Here is a 19,477-nt window from a genome sequence, read left to right as displayed (position 1 = left end):
GGAATATGTTCCCGTAATTTATCTTCTGAGGAATATGGTTTCGGGATGACGGTTACAGATCGTATGAACTTCTTCGACGCACTCGTCCGGTACGAGACCGACCTCTGGAACACCGCGGAGCGTGAGCTCCAGAGTGAGACGCGCATGGGACTCGGAACGCTGCAGGCTCTGCGGGTGATCGCGCGCCACGCACCCGTGGCGCGGGTGAACGAGGTGAGCCGTGACCTCGGCATCACGATCGGAGCGGCGAGCAAGTTCGTCGACAGGCTCGAGCGTGACGGGCTCGCGGCACGCGCGCCGCATCCGGATGACAGGCGCTCATCCCTCGTCACGCTCACACAGACCGGGGAGCGGGCGAGGAGTGAGGGGGAGGGGGCCCTCGCCCGCTCTCTGGACCGACTGGTCGGCGACGTCGATCTCACCGCGGCGACGAGTGTCCTGGACGAGCTTCAGGCGCGACTCGGCACGCTCGCAGAGGGGACTGCGGCATGAGCGGCACGATGCGGGCGGTGGTGGTCGAGCATCCCGGCGGTCCGGAGGCGCTCGAGGTCCGCGAGGTTCCTCTGCCCACGCCCGTGAACGGCGAGGTCCTGATACGAGTGAAGGCGTTCGGGTTGAACCGATCCGAGCTGCACTTCCGCCGAGGGGCCGCGTACAGCGGCAGCTTCCCTCGCATCCCCGGCATCGAGGCGACCGGCGTGGTGGCGGAGGCGCCCGGAGGCGAGTTCGCTCCCGGAACGCAGGTCATGACGATGATGGGCGGCATGGGCCGGGAATTCGACGGGGGCTACGCCGAGCACGTCCTGGTGCCGGCCGCGCAGGTGATCCCGTTCCGCAGCGAACTGCCGTGGGAGCAGCTCGGAGCGGTTCCCGAGATGCTGCAGACGGCGAACGGCTCGCTCCAGGTCGGTCTGCAGGCGCAGCCCGGACAGACGGTGCTCATCCGCGGCGGCACGTCATCGGTCGGCCTCGCTGCGGCAGTGCTCGCAGGGCTCCGAGGGCTCACGGTCATCGCCACCACTCGTCGCGAGCAGGCTCGCCCGCTGCTCGAATCCATCGGCGTCGATCACATCGTCATCGATGACGGCGAGGTGGCCTCCCGGGTGCGAGAGCTGGTGCCCGGCGGCGTCGACGGTGCGATCGAGCTCGTCGGCGTGAACGTCATGCGGGACACGCTCCGGTCGGTGCGCACCGGGGGGACGGTGTGCTTCACGGGAATGCTGTCGGACGACTGGACGATCCCGGAGTTCTATCCGATGGACTGGCTGCCCAACGGCGTGCGCCTCACGGCGTACTCGGGTGAGGCCGCCGATCTCGACGCGCAGGTGCTGCAGGACTACCTGGATGCGGTGTCCGCAGGAGCCGCCCGGATTCCGGTGGGTCGTGTCTACGCCATGCACGAGATCGTGCAGGCGCATCGAGACATGGAGGCAGGCGTCGTGGGAGGCAAAGGAGTGGTCCTCACATGATCGGTTCTCTCGAGATCGCCCAGGCGCAGGTGCTCGCCGCCCGTGCCTCCTCTGGCGCACCGCAGGCAGGGGTGGACGCCGACGCGATGCACGACGAGACTGAACCCGGCGTCGCAGGAGACGCCACACGAGAAGAGGAGATGTCATGACCTATCGAGTCGGCTACTTCGTCGGAAGCCTCTCATCCGCCTCGATCAACCGCATCCTCGCGACAGCGCTGATCGGGCTCGCTCCGGAGGACCTGGAGTTCTTCGAGATCCCCATCCGCGATCTCCCGCTGTACAGCCCGGATCACGACGCCGCGTATCCGCCCGAGGCGGTCGCGCTGAAGGATGCCATCGCATCGGCGGATGCGGTGCTGTTCGTCACCCCGGAATACAACCGCTCGATCCCCGGAGCCCTGAAGAACGCAATCGACTGGGCGTCCCGCCCGTGGGGGCAGAACTCGTTCGACCACATCCCCGCCGCGGTGATCGGGGCATCGATCGGGTCGATCGGCACGGCGGTGGCGCAGCAGAGCCTGCGGGCGGTCCTCAGCTTCTGCAACGCGCGCCAGATGACCGCCCCCGAGGCCTATATCCACTTCGTCGCCGACGACTACGCGGCCGACGGCACGGTCACGAATCCGCGGACCGAGACGTTCCTGCGCGACTACATGGCGGAGTTCCGCGACCACATCGAACGTGTGCTCACGGTCCTTCCGCGCTCGACCGACGGCTGAGCTCAGACTGGTCAGGACACCGGGTAGTCGAAGAATCCTCGGCCGGTCTTACGGCCGAGGTCACCGGCCGCGACCTTGTCCCTGAGGATCTGCGGCGGCGCGAAGCGCTCGCCGAGGGTCGCGTGCAGGAACTCGCAGATGTCGAGCCTCACGTCGAGCCCCACCAGGTCGGACGTGCGCAGCGGGCCCGTCGCGTGCCGATACCCGAGCTCCATCGCCGTATCGATGTCGGCGGCGCTCGCGACGCCCTCCTCGACCATGCGCATGGCCTCGAGTGCGAGCGCGTTCCCCAGACGCGAGCTCGCGAAACCGGGAGTGTCGTTCACGAAGATCGCGGTCTTGGCCAACGCAGTGATCCACTCACCGGCGGCTGAGCGCATCTCCGCAGCAGTCAGCGGCGCGAGCACGACCTCGACGAGAGCCGACGGCGGCACCGGGTTGAAGAAGTGCAGGCCGCAGAACCGCTCGGGGCGGGACAGATGCTCGGCGATCTGCGAGACCGGAAGCGATGACGTGTTCGTCGTGATCCAGGCCGAGGGGGAGAGGACCTGTTCGGCTCGCGTCAGGGCCCCGATCTTGAGGTCGAGAATCTCGGGGACCGCCTCCACCACGAGGTCGGCTGACGAGAGGTCCTCGTATGCCGCCGTGACGTGCAGGCGGGAGAGCGTCTCGGTCGCATCGACGGTCTCGATGCGCGCGGCGGCCTTCGTGACGCCGTCGGCCAGGCGGTCACGAGCGGATTCCATCGAGGCCGCGTCCCGCTCGACCACCGTCACCATGGAGCCCGCCTGTGCGAAGACCTGAGCGATCCCCGCGCCCATGCGCCCACCGCCGATCACTCCGACGCGTTCCGGTGCACCGCTCATGACATCTCCTTCGATCGGGTCGCTCGGGCCAGACTCACATCCGCACCTATGCAAGTCCAATACCTGATCGACCCGAGATTGATATCACGCGTGGGTGATATGTGCGCGGCATCAGTATTGGACGAGCGGCCCTCCAGGGCTGCACGCTGGGTGTGTACACCCGCGACGAAGCAGGAGCATTCGATGAGCGCATACAGGACCATCAACCCGACGACCGGAGAGACCCTCGAGGAGCATCCGGTCATCGACGACGCGGCGGTCGAGGAGATCCTTGCCAGATCCGCCGACGAGTACGCGCGATACCGCACACTGCCGCTCGAACAGCGCACGGCGACTCTCCGCCGTGCGGCAGAGCTCTTCCGCGAACGGATGCCGGAGCTCGCCGAGATCCTCACCGTCGAGATGGGCAAGCCGACCACCCAGGCCCGGGGCGAGGTCGCCCTCGTCGCGTCGATCTTCGAGTACTACGCCGACAACGCCGCGCGGTTCCTTGCAGAAGAGGAGCTCGACATCGTCGGCGGGGGAGAGGCCCGCGTGCGGACGGAGCCCATCGGCGCGCTTCTCGGGATCATGCCCTGGAACTACCCCTACTATCAGGTGGCACGTTTCGCCGCTCCCAACCTCGCGCTCGGCAACACGATCGTGCTCAAGCACGCGCGCAACTGTCCTCGGGCAGCTCTCGCGCTCGAGCGCGTCCTGCACGACGCCGGCGTGCCGGCGGATGCCTACATCAACGCCTTCATCGACAGCGGTCAGGTCGCGGGGATCATCGCCGACGATCGCATCCGCGGCGTCTCATTGACCGGTTCCGAGGCGGCCGGCGCGGCGGTGGGCGAGGTGGCCGGTCGGCACATGAAGAAGTACGTGCTGGAACTCGGCGGATCCGATCCGTTCATCGTGCTCGACGACGCCGACATCGAAGCCGCGGTCGCCGCGGCCGTCGTGGGGCGGTTCGCCAACGGAGGGCAGGCCTGCACGGCGTCGAAGCGCTTCATCGTGGTGGATGCCGTCTACGACGAGTTCACGCGCAAGTTCATCGAAGCGGTCTCGAAGATCTCCGTCGGTGACCCCACGGATCCCGATACCTTCCTCGGCCCCCTCTCGTCGACCTCTGCGAGCGCGGAGCTCGACGAGATCGTCCGCGACGCCGTCGACAAGGGGGCGACTCTGTACGTCGGACCGCAGGCGCGCCCGTCCGCAGCCTTCTACCCGCCGACTGTGCTGACCGAGGTCACACCCGAGATGCGCGCCTATGAGGAAGAGCTGTTCGGCCCCGCCGCGGTCGTGTACCGTGTCGCATCGCCGCAGGCGGCGGTGCAATTGGCCAACTCCTCGCCCTTCGGGCTCTCGAGCAGCATCTTCACTCGGGATGCCGCGCTGGCCGACACGATCGCCGAGCAGCTCGAAGCGGGCATGGTGTGGATCAACAGCACCAGCAAGAGCGCGCCCGACCTGCCGTTCGGCGGCGTGAAGCGCTCGGGTGTGGGGCGCGAGCTCGCGAGGTTCGGCATCGACGAGTTCGCGAACAAGAAGCTCGTGCGGGTACTCGAGCCGCTGCGCTGATCCGACTCGCAGCTTGAGGCCCCGTGACATAAAGTCACGGGGCCTCAGCCGTGCGCGCGCGGGATCGGAGTGAGCATCGCCCCGGACGCACGACGATGCCCCCGGGCAACGAGCACCCGGGGGCATCGCGCGGGGGAGTCAGGCGTCGACGGCCTGCTTCACCGGTGTCAGCCGGAAGCCCTTCATGTCGTTCGCCGCGACGTCGGCGAGCACTTCACCGTATGAGCGGATCCCTGCCATGTAGAACAGCACCGAGCTCTTCTTGCCCGGGATGTTGGCGCCGAAGATCCACGAGTCGGTCTTCGGGAAGACGGTGCCGTTCGCGATGTCGCTGCAGATCACCGACCAGCCGTCCTCGACGTCCTGAGTCGTCTCGACGATCACGTGCCGCTTCTCTCCTGTGTCGATGAGCTTCGTGATGAACTCGACCTGCACCTCGATCGAGGGCACGAGGTTGGTGAACGGCCCGTTGGGTCCGAGCACCATGAACAGGTTCGGGAATCCGGTCGTCGCGATCCCGAGGTAGCTGGTCGGAGCCTCCTCCCAGTGCTGATCCGCCGTGATGCCGTCGCGGCCGACGAGGTCGATGCGCCGGTAGTTGCCGTCGACCGCGTCGAAGCCGGTCGCGAAGACGAGCACGTCGAGCTCGTGCACGATGCCGTCAGCCGTCTTCACGCCCTCGGGAACGATCTCGACGATCGGGTTCTCGAGGATCGAGACCAGTTCGACGTTCTCCTGGTTGTAGACCTCGTAGTAGTTGTGGTTGCACAGCGGACGCTTCGCGTAAGCCTGGGTGGGCGTGAGCTTGCGGGCCGTCTCGGGGTCGTCCACGACCTGGGCGATCTTGCGCCGGATGAAGTCCGCAGCGGCCTCGTTCGACTCGAGGTCGACGGCGAGATCGTTGAACGTGCCGAACATGAAGTAGAAGCCGTTGCCGCGCTGCCACGCCTCTTCGAACACGCGCTCGCGCTCCTCGGGCGTGACCTCGGAGGCGGCGATCGTCGACTCCTCGAAGCCGAACGCCACCTGCGAGCCGCGCACCTGCTTCCAGATCTCGTCGTAGCGGCTCTTGTAACCTTCGACTTCGCCGGGCTCGACCGGCCCGTTGCCGGAGGGCACGCAGTACTGAGGGTTGCGCTGGAAGACGGTGAGGTGGTCGGCGATCTTCGATGAGGCGACGATGAACTGCGTGCCGGTGGAGCCGGTGCCGACGACGCCGACCCGCTTGCCCTCCAGGGCGAGGTCATCCGGCCACTCCGCGGTGTGCACCGTGCGGCCGCGGAATGAATCCATACCGGGGATGTCCGGGACGTTCACGGCCGCGAGAAGGCCCAGCGCCGTCACGACGTAACGTGCGGTGTACGACTCGCCCGCGGCGGTCGTGACGGTCCACGTGTCGGTGGACTCGTCGAGCACGATCGAGCGGATCTCGGTGTCGAGCTCGATGTCCTTCAGGAGGTCGTGACGCTTCACGACCTCTTCGATGTAGGCCAGGATGTCGGGCTGGTCGATGTACTTCCGGCTCCAGCTCCACTCCTGCAGCAGCTCCTTGTCGAAGGAGTAGCGATAGAACGGGCTCTCGGTGTCGGACATCGCGCCGGGGTACTTGTTCCAGTACCAGGTGCCGCCGACTCCCGAGCCCTTCTCGAACAGTCGGACGCTGAGTCCGAGCTGCTCACGCAGTGTGTAGAGCTGGTAGATGCCAGCGAATCCGGCTCCCACGACGATGGCGTCGTAGTCAGTGGAGTGAGGGTTCGTCATGGGAGACTCCTTCGTCTTTTCCAGTCCTGGGTGAACCCACTGTGCCACCGGACGTTACATTCACTCCAATACCAAATGCACTGGCGATAAATGCTTCTGATGGATCAATCAACCGAGGTCGGGAAGAACCTCCTCCGCAAGGCGGAGCACCGCGTGCATCGCGCGATCGTCGCTGTCGGCTCGCCACGCGATCCTCAGCTCGACGGGGTCGACGTCGTCGCCGAGCCGCAGGAATCGAAGGTGCGGATCCGCGATGCTCGGGATGACGGATGACAGGGTCAACGAGCAACCGACCTCGGCGGAGACGAGCGACATCAACGTCCACGTGTCGGATGCGTCCTGCACGATATCGACCGAGAAGCCGGCCTCGCGCGACATCTGGCGCAAGCGGTCGTTGAGGACAGAGCCGAGCTCCGTCGGCAGGGTCACGAACCGGTCGTCGCTGAACTCCGAGATCGACACCGATTCGCGATCCGCGAGCCGGTGGGTCTCCGGAACGGCGATCACGAGCTCCTCGGATGCGACGACTCGGGTGCGGACGCCGTCTGGCAGGTGGTCCCATCGGCCGAGGGCGAGATCGATGTCGCCGCGCGTGAGAAGTCGCATCGCCTTCTGCGCGAAGTTCTGACTCAGCAACTCGAGGTTGATGCCCGGATGCTGCTGATTGACGGCACGCGCCAGGCGGCCGACGAGCACGTTCGACGATGCGCCGGCGTAGGCGAGGCGCACCCGCCCGATCTCGCCGACCCCGGCGGCTTTCGCCGCCGTCCCCATCCGCTCGAGGGCTGCGAGCACATCCCGCGCGGGGGCGATGAGTGCCGAACCCACCGATGTGAGCGTCACCTTGCGGGTCGATCGCTCGAAGAGCAGCGCACCGAGCTCGCGCTCGAGGTGCTTGATGTTCCGGCTGACGGGTGGCTGGGCCATGTGCAGCTTCTCGGCAGCCCGACCGAAATGCAGCTCCTCCGCGACGGCGAGGAAGGAGCGGATCTGTGAGATCTCCATGCGGCGATTATTACAGAGATGCATCAATCGAGGTGCCATCGAGTATTGGACGAGCATAAACAATCCTGCGAGGCTGACCGGACAGTTCCCACGAAGGTGATGCGATGACGATCTCCGATGCGCGATACGACGCGACCAACGACCAACCGCCCAGCGGTCCGCTGCAAGGGGTGCTGATCGCCGATTTCGGCAGAGTACTGGCCGGCCCGTACTGCACGATGCTCTTGGCCGACCTGGGCGCGACCGTGATCAAGATCGAGAGCCCCATCGGCGACGAGACGAGAAGCTGGACACCACCGCAGCGTGCGGGGGAGTCCACGTACTATCTGTCGGTCAACCGCAACAAGCAGTCCATCGTCCTCGATCTCAAGGATCCGGCCGACCTGCTGGTCGCGAAAGAGCTCGCCGCACGGGCGGACGTGATCACCGAGAACTTCAAACCCGGCGGCATGGCGCGGTTCGGCCTCGACTACGAGTCGGTCGAGAAGGTCAACCCGCATGTGGTGTACGCGTCCGTGACGGGCTTCGGCACCGCGGGCGGTTCGGACCTCCCCGGTTACGACCTGCTCGTGCAGGCCATGTCGGGGATGATGACGCTGACGGGCCCGGAAGACGGCGAGGGCTATCGCTCGGGCGTCGCCGTGTTCGACGTGATGACGGGTCTTCATGCGGCCGTCGCCGTCGTCTCCGCGTTGTTCCATCGCTCACGCACCGGCGAAGGTCAGCACGTCGAGCTGAACCTGCTCTCGTCGGCACTCTCCGGGCTGGTCAACCAGACCGGGGGATATCTGCTGAGCGGAAGCGTGCCCTCGCGGCTCGGGAACGACCACCCGAGCATCTACCCGTATGCACCGTTCCCGACCGCCGACGGCGACCTGGTGCTGACCATCGGCAACGACGTGCAGTTCCGGGGGTTGTGCGATGCACTCGGCCTGGCGGGGGTCGCCGACGACGCGCGGTTCCGATCCAACGCGCTGCGCAGCAGGCACCGGGACGAGCTGCGCCCCATCCTCACCCAGACACTCTCGGGGCGCTCGGCCCGAGAGTGGTTCGATCTTCTCTCGTCGCGAGGGCTTCCCTGCGCACCCGTGCTCGACGTCTCCGAGGGGATCGCGTTCGCCGAGAGCATCGGCCTCGATCCGATCGTCACCTCCGGGCAGGGCGAGCGGGCGATGCCCGGCATCCGCAATCCCATGACCTTCTCGCGCACTCCCGTCGACTATCGGCTCGGGCCGCCGTCGCTGGGACAGGACGGTCAGGCGATCCGCGCGTGGCTGGAGGGCACCATGACGAGCATGTCCGAGTCCCGGACCGAAGAAGGGCAACCCGCATGACTTTCGACTCCTCCGCGGCAGTGAACACGGACTTCTACCACCTCGACGACTATCTGAGCGATGATGATCGGGCTCTCGTGGCCAAGGTGCGCGCCTTCGTGCAGGAGCAGGTGCTGCCGAACATCAATGCGGCATGGGAACGAGCGGACTTCCCCTACGAGATCCTTCCCGCCTTCGCAGAGCTGGGCATCGCGGGCACGTCGATCGAGGGCTACGGCTGCCCCGGGCTCACCCGACTGCAGGCAGGGCTCGTGGCCATGGAGCTCTCCCGCGGCGACGGAAGCGTCAACACGCTCAACGCGGTGCAGTCGGGGCTCGCGATGGGCAGCATCTCGCTCCTCGGCAGCGAGGAGCAGAAGCAGCGCTGGCTGCCCGACCTCGCCGCCGTGCGCAAGCTCGGCGCCTTCGCTCTGACCGAGCCCGAGCACGGCTCGGACTCGGTGGCGCTGGAGACATCCGCCCGTCTCGACGGCGACCACTACGTGATCGACGGCGCCAAGCGATGGATCGGTCTCGGCCACGTCGCCGATGTCGTGATCGTCTGGGCCCGCGACGTCGAGGACGGCAAGGTGAAGGCCTTCGTCCTCGAGAAGAACGCCGACGGCACTTATCCCGAGGGCTACGACGCGCACGCCATCGAGGGCAAGATCGCCAAGCGCGCGATCCAGCAGGCGCAGATCGAGATCACCGGGTTGCGGATCCCCGCCGAAAACCGTCTGCAGAAGTCGACGTCTTTCAGAGATGTGGGCGCGATCCTCAACCGCACTCGCAGCACGGTCGCCTGGGAGGCGCTCGGGCACGCGCTCGCGGCGTACGAGATCGCCGCTCGCTATGTGCAGGAGCGCTCGCAGTTCGGCAAGCCGATCGCCAGCTTCCAGCTGGTGCAGAACAAGCTCGCGAACATGCTGGCCGACCTCACGGCGATGCAGCTCATGTGCTTCCGCACCGGAGTCCTGCAGGACCAGGGGCGACTGACGAACGAGCAGGCGTCGCTCTCGAAGATGTTCACCGGTCAGAAGTCACGGCAGCTGTGCCGCGACGCCCGAGATCTGCTCGGTGGCAACGGGCTGCTGCTGGAGAACCACGTGGCTAGACACCTCACCGACATGGAGGTCGTGCACACGTATGAGGGGACCGACTTCATCCAATCGCTGATCATCGGTCGCGAGATCACCGGGATCTCGGCGTTCACCTGATCCCCACCGTTCCACCACCATCCACAGAAGGAGACACGAACATGACACGTCAGGACAACGGCAAGGTCGCACTCGTCACCGGCGCAGGCCAGGGGATCGGCCGGGCCATCGCGGAGAGGCTGCACGCCGACGGCTTCCGCGTCGCTCTCGCCGACATCGACACGGACAAGACCGACGAGGTCGCGGCATCGCTGGGCGGTGAGCAGGCGGGAGCTCTCAGCCTTCACATCGACGTCGCGGACCGGCAGAGCGTGTTCGACGCGGTGAGCGCGGCGAAGGACCGGCTCGGTGGATTCGACGTGATCGTGAACAACGCGGGCATCGCCCCTCTCTCCGCGATCGACGAGATCACGGAAGAAGCGATCCAGCGGATCTTCTCGATCAATGTCAACGGAGTGATCTGGGGAACCCAGGCGGCGGCAGCCGCGTTCCGCGAGTTGGGCCACGGCGGCAAGATCATCGCCGCGGCGTCGCAGGCAGGGCACGTCGGAAACCCCGGGATCGCGCTCTACTCGGCGACCAAGTTCGCGGTGCGGGGATTCACCCAGTCCGCGGCTCGAGACCTCGCCCAGTACGGCATCACGGTGAACACCTACGCGCCCGGAATCGTGCGCACGCCGATGATGGAGGCCGTCGCGAAGAACACGGCCGACGCTGCGGGGCAGCCGGAGGAGTGGGGTTGGGCGCAGTTCACCTCCGGGATCACGCTCGATCGGATCTCCGAGCCTGCGGACGTGGCCAACGTGGTCGCGTTCCTCTCCGGCTCCGATTCGGACTACATCACCGGTCAGTCGATCCTGGTCGATGGCGGGATGGTCTTCAACTGATGCGCCGGCGACGGAGCCTCGGCGGAAGTCGGCGAGCATGCGTGCGCTGAGGCTCGTCGCAGAGTCGGCGGATCGCATCCACATCGAACTCGACCGCCCTGCCGTGCGGAACGCCATCGACGAGGTGATGGTGGCGGAGCTGCACGAGGTGTGCGCAGACCTCGAACGTCACCCGAGGACGCTCATCCTCTCGGGCGCGAGCACCCCCGAGAGGGGCGTGTTCGCGAGCGGCGCCGACATCGGCGTCCTGCTGGGCCGCGGACGCGATGAGGCTCTGCGCGGCTACAACGCGCGCATCTTCAGCCGGATCGCCGAGCTGCCCATGCCCGTTATCGCGGCGGTCGACGGGTACGCGATCGGGGGTGGAGCGGAACTCGCTTACGCGGCGGACATCCGCATCGCCTCGGATCGAGCGGTGTTCGGGAACCCGGAGGCGGGGCTCGGGATCATCGCGGCCGCCGGCGGCACGTGGCGTCTTCCGAAGCTCGTCGGTGCTCCTCTGGCGCGGCAGATCCTGCTCGCCGGACGCCGGCTCACGGCTCAGGAGGCACTGGATGCCCATCTCGTCGCCTCCGTGCACGCGCCCGATGAGCTGATCGACGCCGCACACGGCATCGCCGATCGCATCGCCACTCAGGATCCCCTCGCCGTTCAGCTGACGAAACGCGTTCTCGATGCACCGGAGAGTGCCCATCCGCTCGTCGACGACCTCGCCCAGGCGATCCTCTTCGAGTCGGATGCGAAGAGGGCGCGCATGTCCGCCTTCCTCGACAGATCCGCCACCAAGGAGAGATCATGACTGCCAGTTTCGTGTACGACGCCGTGCGGACCCCTTTCGGGCGTGCCGCCGGGGCGCTGTCCGACATCCGCCCCGATGACCTCGCCGCCGTCGTCATGAGGGCGATCGTCGAGCGTGCGGGGATCGATCCCTCTCGTATCGACGACGTGATCTTCGGCGACGCCAACCAGGCGGGTGAGGACAACCGCAACGTGGCGCGCTTCGCCGCGCTGCTCGCGGGGTTCCCGACATCGGTGACGGGAACCACGGTGAATCGACTGTGCGCCTCGTCCCTCGAAGCGGTATTCCAGGGATCACGGGCGATCGAGGCGGGAGACGCGGACATCATCCTCGCCGGCGGGGTGGAGTCCATGAGCCGTGCGCCGTGGGTCGTCGAGAAGTCGCCGAAGCCGTACGCTGCGGTCGGCAACCAGACCCTGTGGAACACCGCGATCGGATGGCGGATGGTCAACCCGCGACTTCCCGAGCACTGGACGATCTCGAACGGGGAGTCCGCCGAGAAGACCGCCCGCGAATGGGGGATCACACGCGAGATGCAGGATGCCTTCACCGTGCGCAGCCACGAGAGTGCTGCCGCGGCGTGGCGCGAGGGGCTGTTCGACGCGGAGATCGTTCAGGTCGACGGACACGCGATGACGCGAGACGAGGGAATCCGCGACGGCTCGACGGTCGCGAAGCTCGCCGGCCTCCGGCCGCTCTTCGCGGCGGACGGATCGGTCACCGCGGGCAACTCGTCGTCGATCAACGACGGTGCATCGGCGGTGCTCATCGGATCGGAAGGCGCGATCGCGGGTGACCCGCTCGCGCGGATCGCCGGCAGGGGATGGCATGGCGTGGATCCGGACGAGTTCCCGATCGCGCCGATCGAAGCGGCGAACAAGGCGCTGGCGCGGGCAGGGCGCACCTGGGCCGACGTCGATCTGGTCGAGCTGAACGAGGCGTTCGCATCTCAGTCCCTCGCATGTCTGAAGGGATGGCCCGACCTCGATCCTGAGAAGCTGAACGTCCATGGGGGCGCGCTCGCCATGGGGCACCCGCTCGGCGCCTCCGGCGGTCGTGTCATCGGACACGCGGCGCATGAACTGAAGCGCCGAGGGGGCGGAGTCGCGGTCGCGGCGCTCTGCATCGGTGTGGGGCAGGGACTGGCGGTGGTGCTCGAACGCTGAGCCCTCCCGGCGGAGCGTCTCAAGACCCCCTGTCGGGGTGGGATCGCCGGGCGTACTGTGTGGCCATGGTCACCGACGATCCCACCCTGACGAATCCCGATCACTACCGCACCCTGTGGGAGAACGACTTCGTCCGGGTGCTCGATTACACGGACGAACCGGGCGACCGCACGACCCCGCACGAACACCCGAACAGTGTGATGGTCACGCTCAGCGACTTCTCGCGCCGGCTGTCGGCGGGGGAGCGCACCTTCGACACGCAGCTGACGTCGGGGCAGGCGGTGTGGCTCGCGGCGCAGCGCCACTCAGGGGAGAACACCGGAACCACGCCGACGCACACCATCCTCATCGAGTTGAAGGGCGATGCCGCGGGCGAGACCGACCCGGCAGCTCTCGGACCGCGTACCTGAGCGACGCGGCCGAGCCGGGCGCGTAGCCTGAACCACATGACGCTCACGAAAGCCCGCACCGCCGCCGAGGTCGTCGACTGGCGACGTCGCGTGTTCGCCCTGTACGACGCCGTCCGGCGGGCCGAGTCGCCGGAGGAGGCGCACGAGCTCTGGCGCATCGAACGCGACGACCTGATGCTGCACCATCCGGCGACTCCGCTGCTGCCGGGCGACAGAGCCCTCTTCGAGGGGCTGCCCATCGCCTCGTACGATCCGCAGTGGCGTTTCGAGCTGCCTATCCTGCCTGCCGAGCCCGGTGGCTTCGACTTCGCGACCGGAACCGACGGGGTCGTGCCGTTCGAGCGCGTCGGCAGGGTCGAGATCCCCGACACCGGTTCGCTCGACATCTGGCGTCTGACGACCTACGGCGGGGGACTGTTCATCCCCGTGCGCGACGCGCTCGCCGGACGCCCCGGCGGCACCTACGGCGGCGGCCGCTACCTGATCGACACGATCAAGGGTGCGGACCTGGGGTCGGATGCCGAGCGCGGCACGATCGTGCTCGACTTCAACTTCGCGTACAACCCCTCGTGCGCCTACGATCCGGCGTGGGCCTGCCCCCTCGCCCAGCCCGGAAACGTGCTGCAGGTGGCGGTTCCGGTAGGGGAGACGTACTCGGGCGGGCCGGCCTGATCGACGTCAGCGGCGGACGGCGCGCGCCCGCGTCTTCGCGACGCTGCTGAGGGTCGCGCGCACGGGTGTGCCGAGGTAGAGCCCGAGGGATGCTCCCGAGGCGAGCCCGATGCCGATCACGACGGCATCCACCAGCGATCCGCCGATGCCGACGACGCCGGCGGTGGATCCCGCGGAGTGGATCATCTCGAGGAGTCCCTGGAACACCGCGACACCGGGCACGAGCGGCACGATCGCCGCGGTCGTCACCGCGACCGACGGCACATGGAGGTTCACCGCGATCAGCATGCCGATGAAGCTCGCCAGCAGAGCGCCGATCGCGCTCGCCGCCGCCGGGTGCAGATTCAGGCCGACCATGACCGAGTACCCGGCGATCGTGACGGCGCTGAGCAGTGCGCTCACGAGGATGATCCGGATGCCGGCGCCGTTGAACACCGCCACGGCGACGGCGATGATGATCGCGCCCGCGAACTGGTTGAGCAGCGGTCCGAACGGGGCGGGGTCATCAGGCAGACCCATCGTGAAGCCGAGCACGCTGCCCAGCTCGAGTCCGACGAGGATGCCGATCACGACGCCGAGCGTCTGCATGGTGAGGTCGAGGATGCGGCCGCCTGCGGTGAGCGCGAACCCGTCGATCGCATCCTGAGCAGCCCCGACCACGGTGAGTCCGGCGAGCATGAGCACGATGCCCGAGGCCACGATGATCGACGGGCGGATGCCGACGAACGGCTCGATCCCGGCCGAGCCGAGCGCCGAGACGGCCACCGCGACGACCGTGGTGACGAAGCCACCGGCGATCTGGCTGAAGAACAGGGGCACGCGGGCCCGCGCGAGTCCCGCCTGGGTGATGGCCGCGCAGAGCGCCGCGACGAACGTGAGGCCCACGATGATCGGCGAGGCGCCGAGCATGATGCTGACGCCGACCGCGAGCAGGGCACGGGCGACGATGACCACCGGCTGCTGGTAGCGGAAAGGAACCCGGCGCAGAACCCGGAACGCGGTGCGGGCCGACTCGAGGTCGAGCCCGTCGTCGATGTCCGCGACCAGGGCCTGCACGCGCTGAAGCTTGGCGTGGTCGGGAGCCGCCACCCGGACGACGCGGACGAGGGTCTCGGGCCACACCTCGCCGCTCAGGTGGAACGAGACGGTGATGGAGTTGTAGGTGACGTCGACCTGCACATCCCGCATCCCGTAGGCCGAGCACACGCGTGTGATGGCGAGGGTGACTTCGTGCGCGGAGGCGCCGACGGCGAACATCGATTCGCCGATGCGGGTCGCGAGGTCGAGGACTCGAGGTACCGTGCGCTCGTCGATGACGGGCATGGCCTCGGTGTGCGCGACGGTGGAGGGGTCGGTGTGCAGGATCCTGCGCACGGAGGCGAGCAGTCGCCGCTGGGGGTTCGGGGACATCACCCCATTCTCCCTGAGTCAGGCGTGTGCGGGAACGTCCAGGCGCTCAGCCGGAGGCGCGCTGCCCTCGGCGGGCTCGTGCACGAGGTACAGGCCGCTCGGCGCGCTCGCCGTGAATGCCAGGGCCTCGACCCAGGCGCGGTTGATCGAAGGCTGTCGGCTGCCGCTGTACTTGAACACGAGAGAGCTGCCCGCGTGCACCCACACGGTCGTGCGCCCGCCGCCGACGCTCATGTCCTCACGCCAGGTGAACGCGAACGGCTCGCCGCGTCGCAGCTTCGCGGTCATGACCAGCTGCAGGTGCGTCAGCGCCCGGTCCTCGATGTCCGCCTTGACGCTTCCTTCATAGATGAGCTTGCCCACGATGATCTCCTCAGTTCGCCACGGAACCTGTGTCATGAGGCGCGATCGGGTGATCACCGGTGGTGGATCCAGTTTCCCATATTCCAGTACTCCAGCGATACGAGGTCGCCGCCGAATCGAGGCTCGAGACTGTGAACGCATACAGCATGCAGGCGTAACGTCAGCACATGAACGCACAACTGAAGATCGCGGGGCAGAGCTCCGAACTGCTGGGTCTGGAATCCATCCTCATCGGCTCGCTTCCGGCGACCCTGATGACCGACGAGGCTCCCGACCGCTACACCGTCGAAGCGGTGTTCACGCGCAAGACCGATCGCGACGAGGTCGCCGCGATCCAGGGCAGCGAGACGCGCGCCCACCTGTCCGCGAACGGATTCCCGACCGTCGAGCTCCACGTCGCCGATCGTCGTCTGGAGATCGCGAACACCAACCTGGAAGAACTCCGCGACGGCCTCGCTGCCGTCATCGCGGAACGCCTCGCCGAGATCAGTGCGTCCCTCGTGGCCGCTCGCGAGATCGAGGCCCTACGTTTCCAGGACGCCACCGACCGTGAGCAGGAGCGCGCGGCGTCCGTCGCAGCTCTCGCCGAATCGGTGGTCTTCGACCGTCGTCCGATCGCCGCCGTCTCCGATGACGACGCGCGCATCGGGGACTGGTTCGAAGAGGGCGGTGCCTTCCGCTCGTAGAGCGGACGACGCCGGAGAAGAGGTCATCATGGACGGCATCCGTCCGATCGTCCGGACCCGTCCGCGCGACAGCGCCCGGGGCGGAGCGAGCACCTTCACCGAGCTGGCGCAGCAGATCCGCGAACGCGGCCTGCTGCGGCGCCGGTACGGCTACTACTGGACGAAGCTCATCGCGGCCCCACTCGTCGTGGCCGTCAGCCTCGCCGCCTTCATATGGATCGGCGATACGTGGTGGCAGCTGTTCACCGCCGCCTTCCTCGCGATCGTCTTCACCCAGATCGCATTCCTCGGCCACGATGCCGCCCACCGGCAGATCTTCGTGTCGGGGCGGTGGAACGACTGGATCAGCATCATCCTCGGCGACCTGCTCGTGGGCATGAGCTACGGGTGGTGGCAGCACAAGCACACACGTCACCACGCGAATCCGAACAAGCTCGGGGCGGACCCCGACATCGAGCTGCCGGTCATCGCGGTCACGGCCGAGACGGCGGCCCGCCGCCACGGTCCGGCGGTCACGTGGCTGCAGGCGCATCAGGGTCTCGCGTTCTTCCCGATCCTGCTCCTCGAAGGGCTGTCGCTGCATGCGTCGAGCGTGCGTCGGGTCGTGACGCGGGGCCGCCTCGAACGTCGATGGGCCGAGATCGCCTTCCTCAGCATCCGGATGATCGGATTCGTGACACTGGTGTTCATCGTGCTGTCTCCGGGCATCGCCTTCACCTTCCTCGCGGTGCAGCTGGGCCTGTTCGGGTTCTACATGGGCATCGCCTTCGCTCCGAACCACAAGGGGATGCCGGTGGTGCCGAAGGACCTGACCCTGGACTTCCTCCGGCGCCAGGTGCTGATGAGCCGCAATGTGCGGGGGAGTCGCATCCTCGACGTCGTGATGGGCGGTCTGAACTACCAGGTCGAGCACCACCTGTTCCCGTCGATGCCTCGGCCGCACCTGCGCAGAGCGGCGCCGATCGTCGCGGCCTACTGCGATGCGCACGACGTCAGGTACACCCAGGTCGGGCTTTTCACGTCGTACGCGATCGTGGTGCGCTACATCAATCGCGTGGGCCTCGGGGAGCGAGACGTCTTCTCGTGTCCGCTCGCCGACCAGCGCGACCACCTGGTCGCAGCTTCCCGCTGACCGACCACTGTCAACCCTCTGTCGTATCGTGCGCGTTCGACGGAGGGTGGATTTTCGACATCCCACGAGGAGGACGCACCATGAAGGCACTCACCTGGCAGGGCACGCGCAACGTGACGGTCGAGGAGGTTCCGGACCCGGTGATCGAGCGTGCGACGGATGCGATCGTGCGGATCACCTCGTCGGCGATCTGCGGCTCGGACCTGCATCTGTACGAACTGCTGGGTCCGTTCCTCGACAAGGGGGACGTCCTCGGGCATGAGCCGATGGGCGTCGTCGTCGAGGTGGGCGCTGCCGTCCGGGATCTCAAGGTCGGCGACCGCGTCGTCGTGCCGTTCAACATCTCGTGCGGGCACTGCTTCTACTGCCTGCGCGGTCTGCAGTCGCAGTGCGAGACGACCCAGGTGACCGAGTACGGCAGCGGCGCCTCGCTGTTCGGATACACCAAGCTCTACGGCCAGGTGCCCGGAGGGCAGGCGGAGTTCCTGCGCGTGCCTCTCGCGGACTACAACCACATCAAGGTCGCATCGGATCTGCCCGACGAGCGCTACCTCTTCCTCAGCGACATCCTGCCGACCGCATGGCAGGGCGTGGAGTACGCGAACGTCCCCGACGGCGGAACCCTCGCCGTCATGGGGCTCGGTCCGGTCGGGCAGTTCGTCGCCCGGGTCGGCGCACATCGCGGCTACCGGGTGCTCGCGGTGGATCCCGTCGCCGCGCGCCGCGAGATGGCGGCGCGTCACGGCGCGGAGGTCTTCGACCTCACCGATGATGTCGTCGAGCAGCTGCGTGATCTCACGGGAGGGCGAGGAACGGATGCCGTCGTCGACGCCGTGGGCATGGAGGCACACGGCAACCCGGGCATCTCGCTCGTGCAGAAGGCAGTCGGGCTGCTCCCCGACGCGGCCGCCCGGCAGGTCTTCGACAAGGCGGGCGTCGACCGCCTGGCTGCACTCTACGCATCGATCGACGTCGTGCGCCGTGGCGGCACGGTCTCGTTGAGCGGGGTCTATGCGGGCGACGCCGACATCATGCCCATGAAGACCCTGTTCGACAAGCAGGTGAGCATCCGCATGGGGCAGTGCAACGTGAAGCGCTGGATCGACGACCTGATGCCACTGGTCGAAGACGTCAGCGATCCGCTCGGCGTGATGGATCTCACGACCCACACCGCGCCGCTCGAGGATGCGCCGGCCCTCTACGAGACGTTCCAGCGCAAAGAGGACGGGTGCATCAAGGTCGTGCTGCAGCCGTCGCGCGTCTGAGCGTCAGCGCGTCGCGTCGTACTGCGGAGCAGCCGTGGTGGGAGTGACGCGTCCGCGGACGAAGAACAGCAGCACGATGCCCACGATGATGACGGCGGGGTTGCCGAGACCGCCGAGGGCGCTGATCGTTCCCTCGACCGGGTATGCGGTCTGCAGGAAGATGCTCGGGTCGGTGCTGGCGTGCAGGAGGATCGGCGCGATGATCGTGCCGGTCACCCGCATCGCGAGGTACATGCAGACGCCGAATCCGAAGGTGTAGACCAGCTGGAACGCGGTCGCGAGCAGCGACTGTCCCGAGAGCAGGTTTCCCGCATGAAGGAGGGCGAAGAGAGCCGAGGAGATCGCGGCGACGGCGATCTCGCGCTGCCCCGCCTTGCGCAGCATGTTGACCACGAGGCCGCGCGTCAGCACTTCCTCGGCGAATCCGATGAACACGCCGGCGAGCAGCCAGGTCGCCACGACCTCGAACCCGGCAGCGCCGTAGTCGATCGACAGCAGATGCAGGACGTTGAACACGAGGACGACGGCGATCGCGATCCACATCCATCCTCGTCCGCGGATCGGTTGGGGACCGAAGATCTCCCGCAGCCACCCGACTGACAGCGCGAACGCGACGAGGAGCAGGCTGCCGACGAGGATCGGGATGACGTAGAAGACGAGGATCGCCTCCGCGCTCTGCGGATCCTCGATCTGCGCGGCGATGGGAGTGAGCAGGAGTGAAAGGCCGTTGAACAGCACGAAGTAGACGACGACGAGGACGATCGCACGCCACCAGCCGCCCTTCTCCCAGAACTGTCGCCAGCCGGACTGCGTCACATCGGTCATCATTCAT

Annotated in this window: 21 protein-coding genes; 15 read left to right on the top strand and 6 right to left on the bottom strand. The window is 67.2% G+C overall.

Annotation, left to right across the window (positions count from 1 at the left end):
- The first annotated feature begins 45 nt into the window (after positions 1–45).
- The 4 genes from JOF42_RS16925 to JOF42_RS16910 are packed head-to-tail and all read left to right on the top strand — an operon-like array spanning position 46 to position 2,190.
- Positions 46–492 carry a MarR family winged helix-turn-helix transcriptional regulator gene (locus tag JOF42_RS16925; RefSeq protein WP_245340839.1) on the top strand — a complete coding sequence of 149 codons (447 nt, stop codon included), beginning with the start codon at positions 46–48 and terminating at the stop codon, positions 490–492.
- Complete coding sequence (locus JOF42_RS16920; RefSeq protein ID WP_210098872.1) at positions 489–1,469, top strand: zinc-binding dehydrogenase; 981 nt, start codon at positions 489–491, stop codon at positions 1,467–1,469. The genes JOF42_RS16925 and JOF42_RS16920 overlap by 4 nt, the downstream gene beginning before the upstream one ends.
- Positions 1,466–1,618: a hypothetical protein gene (locus JOF42_RS16915; protein ID WP_210098871.1), complete on the top strand. Its 153-nt coding sequence runs from the start codon at positions 1,466–1,468 to the stop codon at positions 1,616–1,618. Before JOF42_RS16920 ends, JOF42_RS16915 begins: the two co-directional genes overlap by 4 nt.
- A complete protein-coding gene (locus tag JOF42_RS16910; protein ID WP_210098870.1) occupies positions 1,615–2,190 on the top strand; it encodes an NADPH-dependent FMN reductase in 576 nt (191 codons plus the stop codon). Before JOF42_RS16915 ends, JOF42_RS16910 begins: the two co-directional genes overlap by 4 nt.
- 11 nt (positions 2,191–2,201) lie before the next feature.
- Here the strand turns inward: JOF42_RS16910 and JOF42_RS16905 are convergent, their stop codons facing one another.
- Positions 2,202–3,056, bottom strand: a complete 855-nt coding sequence (locus JOF42_RS16905) for a 3-hydroxyacyl-CoA dehydrogenase family protein (protein ID WP_210098869.1) — start codon at positions 3,054–3,056, stop codon at positions 2,202–2,204.
- A gap of 183 nt (positions 3,057–3,239) precedes the next feature.
- Between JOF42_RS16905 and JOF42_RS16900 the strand changes: the two genes are divergently transcribed.
- Positions 3,240–4,619 (top strand): NAD-dependent succinate-semialdehyde dehydrogenase, encoded by a 1,380-nt coding sequence (locus tag JOF42_RS16900; protein ID WP_210098868.1) that lies wholly within the window; start codon positions 3,240–3,242, stop codon positions 4,617–4,619.
- A 138-nt stretch (positions 4,620–4,757) separates the two neighbouring features.
- Here JOF42_RS16900 and JOF42_RS16895 read toward each other — a convergent pair whose 3' ends face one another.
- Both JOF42_RS16895 and JOF42_RS16890 read right to left on the bottom strand, forming a co-directional pair.
- Positions 4,758–6,380, bottom strand: coding sequence for a flavin-containing monooxygenase (locus tag JOF42_RS16895; protein WP_210098867.1), 1,623 nt, complete (start codon positions 6,378–6,380; stop codon positions 4,758–4,760).
- Between the two features lie 108 nt (positions 6,381–6,488).
- The gene (locus JOF42_RS16890) at positions 6,489–7,385 is read right to left on the bottom strand and encodes a LysR family transcriptional regulator (RefSeq protein WP_210098866.1); all 897 of its coding nucleotides are present in this window, start codon (positions 7,383–7,385) and stop codon (positions 6,489–6,491) included.
- Positions 7,386–7,489: 104 nt separating this feature from the next.
- Between JOF42_RS16890 and JOF42_RS16885 the strand changes: the two genes are divergently transcribed.
- From JOF42_RS16885 to JOF42_RS16855, 7 genes are all read left to right on the top strand, one after another.
- Positions 7,490–8,719 (top strand): CaiB/BaiF CoA transferase family protein, encoded by a 1,230-nt coding sequence (locus JOF42_RS16885; RefSeq protein ID WP_210098865.1) that lies wholly within the window; start codon positions 7,490–7,492, stop codon positions 8,717–8,719.
- Entirely contained in the window at positions 8,716–9,915 is a 1,200-nt protein-coding gene (locus JOF42_RS16880) for an acyl-CoA dehydrogenase family protein (protein ID WP_210098864.1), read from the top strand. The genes JOF42_RS16885 and JOF42_RS16880 overlap by 4 nt, the downstream gene beginning before the upstream one ends.
- Positions 9,916–9,956: 41 nt before the next feature.
- Positions 9,957–10,742, top strand: a complete 786-nt coding sequence (locus JOF42_RS16875) for a (S)-acetoin forming diacetyl reductase (RefSeq protein WP_210098863.1) — start codon at positions 9,957–9,959, stop codon at positions 10,740–10,742.
- Positions 10,743–10,779: 37 nt separating this feature from the next.
- Positions 10,780–11,541 carry an enoyl-CoA hydratase/isomerase family protein gene (locus JOF42_RS16870; RefSeq protein ID WP_210098862.1) on the top strand — a complete coding sequence of 254 codons (762 nt, stop codon included), beginning with the start codon at positions 10,780–10,782 and terminating at the stop codon, positions 11,539–11,541.
- Positions 11,538–12,707, top strand: a complete 1,170-nt coding sequence (locus tag JOF42_RS16865) for a thiolase family protein (protein WP_210098861.1) — start codon at positions 11,538–11,540, stop codon at positions 12,705–12,707. Before JOF42_RS16870 ends, JOF42_RS16865 begins: the two co-directional genes overlap by 4 nt.
- A gap of 65 nt (positions 12,708–12,772) precedes the next feature.
- Positions 12,773–13,117: a cytoplasmic protein gene (locus JOF42_RS16860; protein ID WP_210098860.1), complete on the top strand. Its 345-nt coding sequence runs from the start codon at positions 12,773–12,775 to the stop codon at positions 13,115–13,117.
- A gap of 36 nt (positions 13,118–13,153) precedes the next feature.
- Complete coding sequence (locus tag JOF42_RS16855; protein WP_210098859.1) at positions 13,154–13,789, top strand: DUF1684 domain-containing protein; 636 nt, start codon at positions 13,154–13,156, stop codon at positions 13,787–13,789.
- 6 nt (positions 13,790–13,795) lie between these two features.
- Here JOF42_RS16855 and JOF42_RS16850 read toward each other — a convergent pair whose 3' ends face one another.
- Together JOF42_RS16850 and JOF42_RS16845 are read right to left on the bottom strand one after the other, a co-directional pair.
- Positions 13,796–15,199: a threonine/serine exporter family protein gene (locus JOF42_RS16850; protein ID WP_210098858.1), complete on the bottom strand. Its 1,404-nt coding sequence runs from the start codon at positions 15,197–15,199 to the stop codon at positions 13,796–13,798.
- An 18-nt stretch (positions 15,200–15,217) separates the two neighbouring features.
- A complete protein-coding gene (locus tag JOF42_RS16845) occupies positions 15,218–15,562 on the bottom strand; it encodes a DUF7882 family protein (protein WP_210098857.1) in 345 nt (114 codons plus the stop codon).
- A 167-nt stretch (positions 15,563–15,729) separates the two neighbouring features.
- Here JOF42_RS16845 and JOF42_RS16840 point away from each other — a divergent pair, with 167 nt between their 5' ends.
- From JOF42_RS16840 to JOF42_RS16830, 3 genes are all read left to right on the top strand, one after another.
- The gene (locus JOF42_RS16840) at positions 15,730–16,248 is read left to right on the top strand and encodes a hypothetical protein (protein ID WP_210098856.1); all 519 of its coding nucleotides are present in this window, start codon (positions 15,730–15,732) and stop codon (positions 16,246–16,248) included.
- 28 nt (positions 16,249–16,276) lie between these two features.
- Entirely contained in the window at positions 16,277–17,380 is a 1,104-nt protein-coding gene (locus JOF42_RS16835; RefSeq protein WP_210099254.1) for a fatty acid desaturase family protein, read from the top strand.
- Between the two features lie 80 nt (positions 17,381–17,460).
- Positions 17,461–18,645, top strand: coding sequence for an alcohol dehydrogenase catalytic domain-containing protein (locus JOF42_RS16830; RefSeq protein ID WP_210098855.1), 1,185 nt, complete (start codon positions 17,461–17,463; stop codon positions 18,643–18,645).
- 3 nt (positions 18,646–18,648) lie between these two features.
- Here the strand turns inward: JOF42_RS16830 and JOF42_RS16825 are convergent, their stop codons facing one another.
- Positions 18,649–19,470 (bottom strand): CPBP family intramembrane glutamic endopeptidase, encoded by an 822-nt coding sequence (locus tag JOF42_RS16825; RefSeq protein ID WP_245340838.1) that lies wholly within the window; start codon positions 19,468–19,470, stop codon positions 18,649–18,651.
- Positions 19,471–19,477: the final 7 nt, after the last annotated feature.

Origin of the sequence: Microbacterium phyllosphaerae (assembly GCF_017876435.1) — a bacterium.
GTDB classification, from domain to species: domain Bacteria; phylum Actinomycetota; class Actinomycetes; order Actinomycetales; family Microbacteriaceae; genus Microbacterium; species Microbacterium phyllosphaerae.
The sequence above is the reverse complement of the archived record's forward strand: the minus strand, read 5'-3'. Positions and strand labels throughout refer to the sequence as shown.